Source organism: Microbulbifer regidiadema (SeqCode) (genome assembly GCF_052466995.1).
In genome coordinates, this window is sequence record NZ_CP174297.1 from 403,543 (window position 1) to 417,090 (window position 13,548).

Here is a 13,548-nt window from a genome sequence, read left to right on the forward strand (position 1 = left end):
ACAAAAATATAATTTCAGATTTATTTGTGCCTGCGGTTTTTAATAAAAATTTTGTCGGGTAAAAAGGGGCTGAAAGTTAGTAGCGCAATCGCCAAAACCCCTTTATTCATTCAGTTCCATGACAACCCGTATCCCTACATCCTTAGCGCGCGCGGTTTCACTGAGGCCTTTCCGATAGTCAGAAGATATCTTGCTAGAGATATCGCGCATTGAGCCGCCCCTGACAGTGTGAAGTTGGCAGCCTCTGATTTTTATCGGTGCAGCAGTGGATTTTGTCGAGTCGTAACCGGCCTGGTAACAATCCTCTACCCACTCGGCGACATTCCCCGCTGTATCAAAAAGCCCAAAGGGATTCGCCGGGTAGTGCCCGACAGGTGCGGTACTAATACTGAACAATTTTGTGAACTCGCTTGAGCAGCCCCGGCGACAATTGGCTTTTCCGCGGGCGTCGCTGGAGGCCCACCAGTACTGGTGGCTATTGCCTCCCCTCGCGGCATATTCCCACTCGGCTTCACTGGCCAGCCGGTAGCGTTTGCCGGATTCTTTGGACAGCCATTTCACGTACTCCTGTGCATCTTGCCAGGTCACATTGATGACTGGTCTATCGCCGCGTCCCCAGCCGGCATCGCTGGGTTTTGCGCTGCCGGTGGCTTCGGCAAAGCGATCGTATTCGGCAAAAGTAATTTCATAGACGGACATGGCAAAGTCCTGCTCAACCCGTACCTTGTGTGCGGGGCTGGCCAGGCGCCGCTGGTTGTTGCCCATGGTAAAGTTGCCGGCGGCAACGGGGACCATCCTCGGCCCCAGGCCGCCGGAGATGAGCTTTGACTGGAAACTTCTGCCAATAATGTAGGCGCGCTCCAGTTTGAGCTCGACCTCCAGATTTTCTGCCTCAATAGAAACCCATTGGCGCACCTTGCTGAAGCCCGCTCTGCTGACTTCAACGTCGTACCTGCCGGGACTTAATTCAATACCCGGCTGATAGCGCGGTGCTATATTCATAATCCGCACACGGGCATCAGCGGGCTCCGTGTTGATGGTCAGGCTGTAGAGCGGGGGTTGCTCTACTTCAGCCTCTGCTTCCGCTTCTTTTTCCACCTCTGCGGGCAGGGGGAGAATCTCTTCTGGAAGAGCCGCATTCTCCACTGCGACAGGGCCCTGTTGATCGGTGGGCGCTGCGAAGGTGGTGATTAGCGGGGCAATTGCAACCGCTGAATCTGGACTGTTAAGCGCTATCTCTGCTTCCGCTTCTATTTCTGCTTCTACCTGTGCGGACTCTCTCTCCTCGCGGGAGAGGGCAGAGGCGGATGCCTGTTTATTGCCCAGTAGTGAGGCGGCGGTAAAATCGGCCGCGCTATCCAGCCAAGGCATGCCGGATTGCCAATCGGTCTTGTGGTTGATCAGGCTGTACAAGCTCCACAGGGAGGTGAGACCGAAGACAATTAAGCCGCTCATAAGCCAGGGGCGCTTGTGTTTGGTCGGCTCGGCCAGGAACTGGCGCAGGCGCACAACCGTGTGCTGCTCTTTGCGTTCGGGGCTCTCCAGTGCCGCTGTTTCCCTCCAGTTGGCGGTAATTTTCCCGAGGCGATCGGTCGCGCTGCCGTAGATGGTCAGTAGCAGGGCTTTTGCCAGGCTGGAAGTGTTCAGGGTCGAGTTGTTGAGCTGACTGATTTGGTTTGCGGGTTTTCCCGCAAGCGTGGCGACCAGATCATCGGCGGCATCGGCGACATCCAGGCCGCGCTGAAAACGCTTGTCCGGGTCCTTGGCCAGAAAGCGATCGAGCAGGGGCTGGTAGAGCGCGTGGCGGGCCGGTAGTCGCGGTATTGGGTCGGTGAGGTGCTTGATCGCTATAGCGACGGCTTCATCGGCCTGATAGGGTACGGCTCCAGTCAGCATTTCATAGAGCACCACGCCGAGACTGTACAGGTCGGCGCGGCCATCTACCGCCGTTCCGCGCGCCTGTTCGGGGCTCATGTAGTGGGGGGTTCCCACAACCATACCGCTGTTTGTCATACGGGTGGTGCGCGCAATGGCTCGGGCAACACCAAAGTCACTGAGTACGGCCGAACCATCTTCGCGAAACAGAATATTTTCCGGTTTCAGATCCCGGTGTACATAGCCTTTGCTGTGGGAGTGATCCAGGGCCATAGCAATTTGGCGCACCACATTGAGCGCGTCGAGGGGATCAAGTCCGCCCCGGCCCAGGCGCTCTGCAACTGAGCCTCCGGGCATATAGTCCATTGCGATATAGTTTAGGCTGCGATAGCGGCCAATATCGTGAATACCAACAATGTTGGGGTGCGATAGCTGCCCGACGATATTCGCTTCCCGCTGGAATCGCTCGCTAAAGATAGGGTCGGCGTTTAGTACCGGCGACATAACCTTGAGCGCTACCTGTCGGCCCACACTGCGCTGTACCGCCAGGTACACCGAAGACATACCGCCCTGATTGATTTTCTTCAGGATGCGATAGCCCGGTATCTGTAGTGAGGAGGTACCACTATTAACAACTTCCATTGAGTGCTTCCCTTATCTTAAAGCAGGAATGAAAGTCCATAGGTCGCTGCGGAGGCTAAAGCGACTGCGAAGAAAAAGGCAAGAAGGCGCTGCATTTTGATTGTGAAGCCGGGGGGGCTGGAGTCGTTAATTTGACTGGGGGAGGCGGTGTGGGAGGGTTGTGCGGTAGCCGGGGCATCAATCACCTGAACGGTTACATTGTCTTTGCCTCCTGCATCTAGGGCCGCTGCGATAAGAAGTTCTGTAGCCCTGAGGGTATTGCTGTTTTCAGCTAATATCCGTGCAATTTGATCAGCTGGTACTTCCGAACTAAGTCCGTCACTACAGAGAAGTAGTCTCTGCCCTGCGGCCCAGCGATAGGAGACCCGGTCCACCTCAAGCTTGGGATTGGTACTGCCGCCGATACATCGGGTGATCACGTGCCGATTGGGGTGGATGGCGGCTTCCTCTGAATTGATTGCGCCGGAGTCCATCAGCATCTGCACATAGGAGTGATCGCTAGTCAGCTGAGTGAGTTTTCCTGTTTCCCCTTCAGGGGCCCAGAGATAAACACGGCTGTCACCTACCCAGTAGATATGGAAATAGTCTCTCTCTTCGGCAACGACAACCGCTGTGGAGCCCATATTGGCTGCGGTTTGCTCATCGCCCAGGAGAAGGGCGTGCGCTTTTTGTAGCGCGCGCTCATAGTGTCGGTCAGTTTCTGCCGACTTTTGGATTTCCTCAACAACGGTTTTGCTGGCGAGTTCACCCGCGTGGTGACCGCCGAGGCCGTCAGCAACAACCCAGATGCCTTTGTCTTCCGCAGCCCAATAGGCATCTTCATTCTGTTCACGCTTGTAGCCGGTATGGGTGGCGCCGGCACTGCGTGTCGCATCTTGCTTATGCTGAACAGTTTCGCTGTGCCTTGATACTTCGTGTAGTTTGGCTTCACTCACTGGCGTGCAACTACCTGTAATTTATTTTGATCTTTTAACGCTGATCACCCTGCGGTAATCATGCGCGTCTTCCCTGTTGTGTAATCGGTACGCTTGAAGATAAGCTGCCGATTGCTGAATAGGTCATCACTGAATCTGTTGAATAGTAGACCACAGGGCCATTTTAAGCTGCAAACCTAATCACACGCTAATAATATTGCCCATGATAAACTCAACTTTATTAATAAAGAGAGAGTGTTTCGGCTGCTTTTTAACATTAGTTAAGCGCACTGTCTTCAATAATCGGACAATTTTCACACGGCCACTGTGGCTTTAGGAACGATTTCGATGCTCAAACTTTGTGATGTTAATGATCTCAGCCAGAGTGTTTGGCTGGTATCTCCAGGGGTGACTGTGGGGCGGGCACAGAGTAGTGATCTGTGTATAGCCGATGATTCCGTAGCGAAGTCACACCTGCAGATCACTGTCGATGGCGATATCCTGACCCTGCACAATTTGGCAGGTGCGCCCCGTATACAGCTCAATGGCAAGTCAACGGGTACTCCCTGCCAATTAAAAGTCAACGACCAGGTCAAAGTGGGCAGCCGCTTACTTCAGGTCGTCGATCCCAAGGTAACCAAACTCAAATCGGATTCTGCCAAGGCGGCCTCGGGCAAAGGTGTTGCCTGGGCGCTGCGAGCTAATCACCGGGCTATTGCCGGCAAGGTGTTTCCGCTGCGCGAGAGTTTGGTTATCGGGCGCTCCGATGAGTGCGATATTACTTTTTCACTCTCCCACCTTTCGCGTCGGCACGCCCGTCTCGAAGTGCGGGAGGGGCTACTGTTTGTTATTGACTTGGGTTCGGCAAATGGGACTTTCGTCAATAATAAAAGGGTCAGTGAGACCCGGGTGCGCAGGGGAGATGAGCTGCGATTCGACACCTTGAGTTTTTCTGTCGTTGGCCCCGCAGATGATCATAATCGTACGGCCGTACGTCCGGCGCTATCGGATTTCGACTTGCCTGGCGCTCCCCCAGTGCCCGGCGAGGTCGATACCGTTCCCCATGCGGTGCAATCCCGATTGCCGGAGGAAACCGCTGAGGAGAAAGACAAGCCCGGGGCTAAGAGCAGGACCTGGTTGTTACTCGCCGGTGTTGTGTTGGGGGCTGCGGGATACCTTTGGGGGACCAGTCAGGGACTGTTTGGATAAGCAATATGAGAGAGCTGTTACTCTATACGACTTTAGGTTGCGGGCTGTGCGAAAAGGCCAAAGTTGAAATTTGGCCCGCACTGGAGAAGTTTGACCTGCGCCTTCGCGAGGTGGATATCGCTGAAGAAGAAGCCCTGATGGAGCGCTTCTCTATTCGCATCCCGGTGGTTGGCCTGGGGGATCTCGATGATGTCTGCGGCTGGCCGTTTGACCGGGAGCAACTGCAAGACTGGCTTGCGGCGCGGCTTTGAGTTACAGCAGCCGCGCAGCCTCGCTCTCCCTCAGTAGCTGAAGTTTTGACCCGCTTCGATAGGCGTAAATTACCGAATAGGCGAGGACATTTTGCACATAGTTGCGTGTCTCGCTAAACGGAATGGTTTCGATCCACACATCATAGGGCAGCTGCTGGCGAGTTTCTTTTAGCCATCTCGCTACGCGGGTTGGTCCGGCATTGTAAGCGGCAGCGGCAAGAAAGCGGTTGTTGTCAAAGCGGTTGAGCAGAGTGCTTAAGTAAAAACTGCCCAGGGCAATATTGGTGCTGGGGCTCAGCAGGTCCCAGCTGCGCCGGTAGTTTACGCCGGCCTTGCGCGCTGTCGCTTTTGCGGTGGATGGCAGCAGTTGCATAAGCCCCAGGGCGCCGGAGCTGGACTTTGCATCGTGGCTGAAGTGGCTCTCCTGGCGCGCCACCGCGTAAATCAGATAGGGCTCCAGTGCGGAGTTCCGGGCACCGACCTGCTGGCTGATATCCTGCACAATCTCAGAAAATGCGAGAGGGAAGCGCAGCTCCAGGTCGTCGAGGTAGTCTGCCGCGAGGGCGGAGCGAATCGACTTGTGGTACCAGCCCCAGGTGCTGGCCACCTTGCCGGCGGCGAGTAGTTCCTGGTGATCCATGGATCGCGTGGCGTAACTCCACTCCCGGCGGGCGTGAAAGAGTTCGCCAATCGCCTGTAACTCCCGCGCCCGCTGTAAGCCGGGGCGCTTGGATATCGCCTGTACCTGTACCGGAGTGATAGGCGCCGGCCGGTGCTCAAAACTGTATTGCTGGCCCAGAGTGTCTGCGGACAGAAAGCCGTAGTAGCTGCGATTGCGCGCGGCTTTGCGGTAGAGGTGGGCGGAGGCTGTGGCGGTCTCCTGGCCGTACAGCTCCTCCAGGGCGCGGGCTTTCCAGTAGGTCCAGCGGTCGAGCTGCTGCCTGTCCTCCGGTAAGCGGTCAATCCAGAAAGCCACCTGCTGCCAATTCAGTTCGCGCAGGGATTGCCTGGCCAGCCACTCGATGGTGCGATCATCGGTCACTTTGTGATGCTCAACCAGTTGCTGCAAGCGCTGCATATTGTCCTGGCGGGCAAATTGCCGTGCCAAATGCCTGAACATAGCTTCCTGCTGAGCATCGGAAAACAGGTAGCTGGCCTGATAGCGGTGCCAGGCGCTCTCGGCCTTGGCGGCGTCTTTTTTCGCCAGCTGGTGCAAGCCGTGCAATACGATATCGCGGTACCCCGGTGAGTTGTGGGCGAGAGGGGTCTGGGTGATAAGCTGCTGTGGATTGCGGTGGACCGAGCGCAAGAGTTCCGCTTTCCGCGCCTGGTTAGGCATCATTTTTTTTGCGATATAGCGCGCCAAATCGAGGTTGCCCTCTTTCACCGCTAGCAGGTGCCGCTGCCAGGCGAGCTTTTGGGTTAGTCCGCCACTCTTTATCCAGCGGGCAAAAACGGGATCGCACTCCTCAACTTGGGAGTGCCCCACAAGCCAGAGCTCCGAGAGTAATTGCTGGGTTTCCGCCTGGAAACCGTCCCTGCGCGATAGGGCGTCGGCGTAGTAGCAGCGGAGAGAGGCGCGACTGTGTTGCGAGGGCTGGTAATAGTGCAAGTAGGTCGTGAATTTCTTCTGGCTGCCAAGCTGGCGCAACAGTTTGACCATCATCCAGTCGCCGATGGCAGTCCCTTTGTTGCTGTCTAAAAAGCGATCAACTTCTTTTAGCGGCAGCTGCTGCAGTTTGTCACTGAGCGCCCAATAGTCAATGTAAGCCACCAGGGGGTAACCTTTCAGCTCCGCTTTGAGCGCTTCCAGTTGCCGCTTATCCCTGTGCTCGATGGCCTGCCGAGCCCGCTGCAATAGCGCTCTCTGCGCGGTGAGAGTGCTCTCTGGTGCCTCCGCTGTGTTGGCGACTGCTTGAGCCGCCAGTGCCTTGCTGGGCGCCGCTGTGCAGAAGCCGGCGACAATTAGGGCACAAAAAAGTGCGATTCCTTTTGCTTCAGCTGACATCTCAATCACCTCGGTTGGACGTATATTTTCAGCTATGACTGACTATACGGCAAAAACGCGTAAAATAGCTGATTTTTCACAGAGCCCGAAAGAGCCAGCTTCGCTTCTTTCATTAGCGGGAATGAGGTTCGGGTTTGCTAATTGTAGTGCCTATTTATGTTGCTTCTATTGGATGGGGTCAGTCTTCGCTACGGGACCCAGATACTGGCGGACAATGTCAGCGCAAAAGTTGAGCGTGGAGATCGCATATGCCTGGTGGGGCGAAATGGGGAGGGGAAGTCCAGCCTGTTGCGCCTGATTGCAGGTCAAGTTGACGCCGATAGCGGCGAAATTGTTCGTGCCAGCGGTATGGTGCAGTCGGTTCTGGAGCAGGAATTGCCCGCCGATTGCCCCGATTCTGTCTACGGATACGTAGCCATGGGGCTGGGAGAAATCGGCGCCGTGCTGGCGGCCTACCGGGAGTCCCCCACAGCGGATCTCCAGGCGAAGATTGAGGCGGGGCACGGCTGGGAGTTACTGCCAAAAGTTGACAGTGCTTTGGATCGCCTGGGCCTCAATGCCGATGAAAAGGTGGCCGACCTCTCCGGGGGCTGGCAGCGTCGGGCGGCCCTGGCGCGCGCGCTGGTGGTAGAGCCGGACTTGCTGATCCTCGACGAGCCCACTAACCACCTGGATATTGCCGCAGTGGAGTGGTTGGAAAATTTCCTCGCCAGTTATCGTGGCGCCCTCTTGTTCGTGAGCCACGACCGGGCGCTGGCGCAGCGTCTGGCCACCAGTGTCTGGGATTTGGATCGCGGATATTTGCGTACTTTCCGCTGCAAGTTTGACCGTTATCAGGAAGAAAAAGAAAAGCTTCTCGAAGAGGAGGCCAAAAATGAGGCCCTGTTCGATAAGAAGTTGGCGCAAGAGGAAACCTGGATTCGCCAGGGTATCAAAGCGCGCCGAACCCGCAATGAAGGCCGGGTAAGGGCACTTCAGGTACTGCGCCGCCAGAGGGAGGCGCGCCGCACCCAGCAGGGTATCGCCAAGATGGCCCTGGATAGCGGTGAGGTGTCTGGCAAGCTGGTTGCCGAGCTGAAGGGGATCACTTTTGCCTACCCCGACGAGCAGCCGCTGATTAAGGATTTGTCATTCACCCTGATGCGTGGCGACAAGGTTGGCTTGATCGGTCCCAACGGTGTCGGCAAAAGTACCCTGATCAAGTTGTTACTGGGGGAGTTAAAGTCCCAGGGTGGCACTGTTCGCCTGGGCACCAAGCAACAGGTGGCCTATTTCGATCAGCGCCGCGACCAGCTAAATCCGGATTTAACGGTACTCGATAATATTGCCGAAGGGCGCGACTCAGTGACTATTGGCGGCAAGAGCCGCCATGTTATGTCCTACCTGTCCGATTTTCTCTTTAGTGGCGTAAAGGCCCGCACTAAGGTCAGCGCCTTGAGCGGTGGAGAGCGCAATCGCGCCCTACTGGCCAAGCTGTTTAGCCAGCCCGCTAATATTTTGGTGCTCGATGAGCCCACCAACGACCTGGATGTAGAAACCTTGGAGCTGCTCGAGCAGCTGCTGCTCGATTTTAGCGGCACGGTGTTGCTGGTGAGCCACGATCGGGCCTTCCTCGACAATGTGGTGGGGGAGTGTCTCGCGTTTGAGGGAGATGGCCGCATTCGTGAATACGTCGGCGGCTACGGTGATTTTGTGCGCCAGGGGGGCAGCTTTATTGCAGAGTTGAAAGAGGTAAACCCCGCCGCCAATAAACCGAAGGAGAAACCTCAGTCCCAAGAGGCGGCCCCGGCAAAGAAAAAGAAGCTGAGTTATAAGCTTCAGAGAGAGCTGGACAGCTTGCCCGCCTTAATTGAAACCCTCGAGGGAGAAATCGGGGCGATTGAGCAGGAGGTTGCAGACCCCAGCTTTTACCAGCAGGAGCAGCAGCAGGTGCAAGCCAAGTTGAGTGCGCTGACGGAAAAACAGGCTCAGCTGGAAGAGGCTTTTGAGCGCTGGTCGGAGCTGGAAGGCGGCGACGACTAGCGGGGGGAATAGGGAAGTTGCAACTGATGCCGCTTCCCTTTTTTTGCCCGGGTTATTCGTCCTCCACAAAGACCCGAATGGCCAGGACATCGCATTTGGCGCCGTGGAGGACGCCATTGGCGGTGGAACCGAGCAGCAGCGCCAAGCCGTGGCGGCCGTGGCTGCCAATAATAATCAGATCGGCCTGGATATCCTGGGCCAGGCGGTGAATTTCGGTGGAGGGTTGGCCGAGGATGACGTGCTGGCGATCGGCGGGGATATTTAGCGGCCCGGCGGCTTTTTGCAGCTGCTCCTTGGCCTGGGACTGTAGCTGCTCCTGTACCTCGGAGAGGTCCATAGGGATATCCCCGCCATAGGCAAAGGTCAGGGGCTCAATGGCGTGCAGTAAACTTAGCTCTGCACCAAATGCCTCAGCCATATCCGCCGCTTTTTCAAGTACCTGAGAAGACTCTTTTGACAGGTCCAAGCCCACGAGGATGTGTTGGTATTTCGCCATAATTTACCTGCTCCTATCCCTTTTTATTGACTGTGAAAACACCCTTTTGACACCTATTTTGAGTCTACCGCAAAAAAAACCGATTGACATAGATCACACGAAACACCGCACAATAGTCACTTTTTTCCACAATGAGGAATGGTTATGTCTGATTGGTTGCCGGTGATTATCATCGTGTTTGCCATCGCGCTGGTGCTGGGCCCGGTGATGTGGCTCAAGCCCAATGCCCGCGACAGCCGCCTGGCGGACCTGCGCAGCCGGGCGGCCCGGGCCGGCATTACCGTACAAATCCAGGCGCTGCCCGCCGCCTTAGGCGATGGCACTGCGGCGGTCTATTACCGCTGCTGGCAGAATCGCAAAGGGTTGCAAGTGGATTGGGTGCTGGACAAGCAGCGCTTGGAGCACGAGCTGAATTTTTCCGGTGTCTGGGATTGGGTCGATGGCCAGCCGGCGCCACAGGCTGCGTGGAAATATTTACACCAGCTGCTGGAAAAAATCCCCCGGGGAGCCTGTGCCATTACCGCAACCCCGGTGGGTCTCGGTATTCAGTGGCCGGAAACCGGCGGTGAACAGGCCTTCCAAAAGTTGATGGCTTCGCTCGATGAATACACCCCCTTAATAGAAGAAGCTATTCGGAAAGTGAGCGCCCACTCGGGCACTGAGGGGCCGCTCTGAGCGGCGGGAAAGCGGTATAAAAGAGCGTCTACGGGGTCGCATTTTAGCGGACTGGCCGGTGCCAATTTTGGTGACTGAGAGCGGAAAATTGTCAGCTTTGCTTGACCGCGCTTGATGTGAGGCTTATATATTCGCGCAGCACAAGCCCGATAAGAGGGCTTACAAGACTTGCAATAGCAGTAAATTTTCATTTGAAATCAAAGGCTTATGGGTAAATCACTGGTCATCGTCGAATCACCGGCCAAAGCGAAAACCATCAATAAATATCTCGGCAAGGACTTTGTTGTGAAGTCCAGTGTCGGCCATATTCGCGATTTGCCCACGGGTGGGGGCAATAAACAACCGGTTGACGCAAAGGAGCGCGCGCGTCGTGCGGCGGAAACACGCAAGCTTTCCCCCGAGGCGAAAGAGGCTTACAAGCGCAAGAAAAATCGCGAGCAGCTGATCAAGCGTATGGGGATAGACCCGGATCAGGAGTGGCAGGCCCACTACGAGATACTGCCGGGCAAAGAGAAAGTGGTGAGCGAATTGCAGCGGCTCGCCGAAGGCGCCGATCACATCTATCTCGCAACGGACTTGGACCGCGAGGGAGAGGCGATTGCCTGGCATTTGCGCGAGGCGATTGGCGGCGATAACGACCGCTACCGCCGGGTTGTGTTTAACGAAATCACCAAATCGGCGATTCAGGAGGCTTTTAAAGATCCCGGCCGTCTGAATATTAACCGCGTCAACGCCCAGCAGGCGCGCCGCTTCCTCGATCGGATTGTCGGCTATATGGTATCCCCACTCCTGTGGGAGAAAGTGGCCAGGGGCTTGTCTGCGGGGCGTGTGCAATCCGTTGCGGTTCGCCTGGTGGTGGAGCGGGAGCGGGAAATCCGCGCGTTTATTCCCGAAGAGTACTGGACCCTGTTTGCCGACACCGCAACGACAAAGGCGGCCAAGTTGCGCCTCGAGGTGAAAAAGCAGGCCGGTGAGGCTTTCCGCCCCACCAACGAAGAGCTGGCGATGAATGCTGCCAAGCAGCTGCAGTCCAGTGAGTTTGTCGTTTCAGCCCGCGACGACAAACCCACCAGTTCCAAGCCCGGCGCGCCATTTATTACTTCCACCTTGCAGCAGGCGGCCAGTAACCGTCTCGGCTTCAGCGTGAAGAAGACCATGACCCTGGCCCAGCGTTTGTATGAAGCCGGTCATATCACCTATATGCGTACTGACTCCACCAACCTCAGTAAAGAGGCAGTGGAATCTGCGCGGGATTATATTGGCGAGAATTACGGCGATAAATATCTGCCGCAAAGCCCTAACAGCTACAGCAGCAAAGAGGGCGCTCAAGAAGCGCACGAAGCGATTCGCCCATCCGATGTGCGTATCGCCCCGAATATGCTCTCCGGTGTCGAGCGGGACGCGGAGAGGCTGTACAACCTGATTTGGCAGCAGTTCGTGGCCTGCCAGATGACCCCAGCCCAGTTCACCTCCTCTTCAATTGTGGTCAGTGCCGGTGACTTTGAGTTGCGCGCACGGGGCCGGGTGATTCGATTTGACGGTTTCCTCAAAGTCGCTCCAGCGAGCGGCAAAAAGGATGAGGATCTACTGCTTCCGGATGTGAAGGTCGGGGATAAACTGTCCCTTCAGCAGCTGGACCCCAAACAGCACTTTACCAAGCCGCCGGCGCGCTTTAGCGAAGCGGCCCTGGTTAAAGAGCTGGAGAAGCGCGGCATCGGCCGCCCCTCCACCTACGCCTCCATTATTTCCACGATCCAGGATCGCGGTTATGTGCGTTTGGAGAACCGCCGTTTTTACGCCGAGAAAATGGGGGATATTGTCACCGACCGCCTCAGCGAAAGCTTTAAGAACCTGATGGATTACGGCTTTACTGCAAACCTGGAGGAATCTCTGGACGCAGTTGCCGATGGCGATAAGGGCTGGAAGCAACTGCTCGATGAGTTTTATCAGGACTTTTCCGGGCGTCTGGAAAAAGCCCAGTCTGCCGATGCGGGCATGCGCCGCAACACGCCGACCGATACCGATATCGAGTGCGGCAAGTGTGGCCGCCATATGCAGATTCGCACCGGTTCCACCGGGGTGTTCCTCGGCTGCTCCGGTTACGCACTGCCGCCCAAAGAGCGCTGTACCAATACCATGAACCTGGTATCGGGGGACGAAGCGGTCGATGCGGACAAGGACGAGGAAGCGGAATCCAGGCTGCTGCGCGAGAAGCGCCGCTGTGGCAAGTGCGGTACTGCCATGGATAGCTACTTGTTGGACGAGCAGCGCAAATTACATATTTGCGGCAATAACCCGGATTGCAGCGGCTACGAGATAGAGCAGGGCACCTTTAAAATTAAAGGGTACGATGGTCCGATTATCGAGTGTGATAAATGTGGCAGTGATATGCAGTTAAAGTCGGGCCGCTTTGGCAAGTACTTTGGCTGTACCAATGAGAGCTGTAAGAACACTCGCAAGCTGTTAAAAAATGGACAGCCGGCACCACCGAAAATGGACCCGGTTCCCATGCCGGAGCTGGCCTGTATCAAAGTGGAGGATCACTACATCCTGCGCGATGGTGCCTCGGGTCTGTTCCTGGCTGCCAGTCAGTTCCCCAAAAACCGCGAGACCCGGGCTCCGCTGGTCAAAGAGTTGCTGCCCCACCAGAGCGAAATCGATCCAAAATACAGCTTCCTATTTTCTGCGCCGACGCAGGACGATAGTGGCCGGGATACGGTGGTTCGATTCAGTCGTAAAACTCAGGAGCAATACGTTCAATCTGAGGAGGAAGGCAAGGCGACCGGTTGGCGTGCTTTTTACCGCGATGGCAGTTGGAAAGTAGAGGCCTCGACCAAGAGCACGGCTGCCAAGCGCAAGAAGCCTGCGACTAAAAAAGCAGCGGCAAAGAAGTAGGCCATGAGTAACCCCTACACCATCCATGTGACTTCGGCTCTGCGCAAGGGCCAGTTGCTGTTGCAGCAGCCGTGGGATATTCCCCTCCAGCGCGATGCGCTGGAGGAAGCGGCATTGATGCAGTTGTGCAAGGCCTACCGGGCCTTTCTCGCAGAGCAGGCCAGCCAGCTTCAGCTGGGGTTTGAGCCGGCTTCCCCGCAGTTGATTATCGATGCGCTGGGTGTCCAGGGGCGGGCCAGTGCTGAGGTCAATGAACTGGCAGGCCTGGTGGGCGATCCGCAAAGCTGGCTGTCCCATATGCTGCACGCCTGGCAGGAGCAGCAGAAAATATCTGCGGCTGCCGAGGAAAAGTCACAGCCGGTCAATTTAATACCGCTACACAATGAAGTCGCCGCGCCAGAATTTGCCCCCCTGTGCAAAGAGTCGCTGCTCGACTGGCATCGCTGCCTGAGCGAGCTGGTGGTGAGGCAGCGGGCCCATCTGGACGAGTGTTAAGTCATCTCCGAAGCCCCTGGGCAATTCACTGATCTTTTTGCGGGCCTTTAAGGCCCGTATTCTTCA

At 56.3% G+C, this 13,548-nt stretch carries 10 protein-coding genes; 6 read left to right on the plus strand and 4 right to left on the minus strand.

Annotated features, from left to right (window positions below; genetic code table 11):
- Positions 1 to 102: 102 nt before the first annotated feature.
- The gene (locus tag ACJJIK_RS01700; RefSeq protein ID WP_444943990.1) at positions 103 to 2,517 is read right to left on the minus strand and encodes a bifunctional serine/threonine-protein kinase/formylglycine-generating enzyme family protein; all 2,415 of its coding nucleotides are present in this window, start codon (positions 2,515 to 2,517) and stop codon (positions 103 to 105) included.
- Positions 2,518 to 2,534: 17 nt separating this feature from the next.
- On the minus strand, positions 2,535 to 3,452 hold the full coding sequence (locus tag ACJJIK_RS01705; protein ID WP_444931452.1) for a PP2C family protein-serine/threonine phosphatase: 918 nt from the start codon (positions 3,450 to 3,452) through the stop codon (positions 2,535 to 2,537).
- 327 nt (positions 3,453 to 3,779) lie between these two features.
- Here ACJJIK_RS01705 and ACJJIK_RS01710 point away from each other — a divergent pair, with 327 nt between their 5' ends.
- The gene (locus tag ACJJIK_RS01710; RefSeq protein WP_444943991.1) at positions 3,780 to 4,640 is read left to right on the plus strand and encodes an FHA domain-containing protein; all 861 of its coding nucleotides are present in this window, start codon (positions 3,780 to 3,782) and stop codon (positions 4,638 to 4,640) included.
- 5 nt (positions 4,641 to 4,645) lie between these two features.
- A complete protein-coding gene (locus tag ACJJIK_RS01715; protein WP_444943992.1) occupies positions 4,646 to 4,891 on the plus strand; it encodes a glutaredoxin family protein in 246 nt (81 codons plus the stop codon).
- 1 nt (position 4,892) lies between these two features.
- On the opposite strand, the gene ACJJIK_RS01720 is transcribed toward ACJJIK_RS01715, so the two are convergent.
- Entirely contained in the window at positions 4,893 to 6,899 is a 2,007-nt protein-coding gene (locus ACJJIK_RS01720) for a transglycosylase SLT domain-containing protein (RefSeq protein WP_444943993.1), read from the minus strand.
- 156 nt (positions 6,900 to 7,055) lie between these two features.
- On the opposite strand from ACJJIK_RS01720, the gene ACJJIK_RS01725 reads away from it, so the two are divergent.
- Positions 7,056 to 8,921: an ATP-binding cassette domain-containing protein gene (locus ACJJIK_RS01725; protein ID WP_444931448.1), complete on the plus strand. Its 1,866-nt coding sequence runs from the start codon at positions 7,056 to 7,058 to the stop codon at positions 8,919 to 8,921.
- Between the two features lie 52 nt (positions 8,922 to 8,973).
- On the opposite strand, the gene ACJJIK_RS01730 is transcribed toward ACJJIK_RS01725, so the two are convergent.
- Complete coding sequence (locus ACJJIK_RS01730; protein ID WP_444931447.1) at positions 8,974 to 9,417, minus strand: universal stress protein; 444 nt, start codon at positions 9,415 to 9,417, stop codon at positions 8,974 to 8,976.
- Between the two features lie 144 nt (positions 9,418 to 9,561).
- Between ACJJIK_RS01730 and ACJJIK_RS01735 the strand changes: the two genes are divergently transcribed.
- From ACJJIK_RS01735 to ACJJIK_RS01745, 3 genes are all read left to right on the plus strand, one after another.
- Entirely contained in the window at positions 9,562 to 10,092 is a 531-nt protein-coding gene (locus ACJJIK_RS01735) for a hypothetical protein (RefSeq protein ID WP_444931446.1), read from the plus strand.
- A 207-nt stretch (positions 10,093 to 10,299) separates the two neighbouring features.
- Positions 10,300 to 12,987 carry a type I DNA topoisomerase gene (topA, locus tag ACJJIK_RS01740; protein ID WP_444943994.1) on the plus strand — a complete coding sequence of 896 codons (2,688 nt, stop codon included), beginning with the start codon at positions 10,300 to 10,302 and terminating at the stop codon, positions 12,985 to 12,987.
- A 3-nt stretch (positions 12,988 to 12,990) separates the two neighbouring features.
- Positions 12,991 to 13,482, plus strand: coding sequence for a DUF6586 family protein (locus ACJJIK_RS01745; protein ID WP_444931444.1), 492 nt, complete (start codon positions 12,991 to 12,993; stop codon positions 13,480 to 13,482).
- Positions 13,483 to 13,548: the final 66 nt, after the last annotated feature.

Coding starts and splice junctions, on each gene's coding strand:
- ACJJIK_RS01725 (WP_444931448.1), top strand. CDS start 7,056: ATGTTGCTTCTATTGGATGGGGTCAGTCTTCGCTACGGGACCCAGATA.
- ACJJIK_RS01715 (WP_444943992.1), top strand. CDS start 4,646: ATGAGAGAGCTGTTACTCTATACGACTTTAGGTTGCGGGCTGTGCGAA.
- topA (WP_444943994.1), top strand. CDS start 10,300: ATGGGTAAATCACTGGTCATCGTCGAATCACCGGCCAAAGCGAAAACC.
- ACJJIK_RS01730 (WP_444931447.1), bottom strand. CDS start 9,417: ATGGCGAAATACCAACACATCCTCGTGGGCTTGGACCTGTCAAAAGAG.
- ACJJIK_RS01735 (WP_444931446.1), top strand. CDS start 9,562: ATGTCTGATTGGTTGCCGGTGATTATCATCGTGTTTGCCATCGCGCTG.
- ACJJIK_RS01700 (WP_444943990.1), bottom strand. CDS start 2,517: ATGGAAGTTGTTAATAGTGGTACCTCCTCACTACAGATACCGGGCTAT.
- ACJJIK_RS01720 (WP_444943993.1), bottom strand. CDS start 6,899: ATGTCAGCTGAAGCAAAAGGAATCGCACTTTTTTGTGCCCTAATTGTC.
- ACJJIK_RS01745 (WP_444931444.1), top strand. CDS start 12,991: ATGAGTAACCCCTACACCATCCATGTGACTTCGGCTCTGCGCAAGGGC.
- ACJJIK_RS01710 (WP_444943991.1), top strand. CDS start 3,780: ATGCTCAAACTTTGTGATGTTAATGATCTCAGCCAGAGTGTTTGGCTG.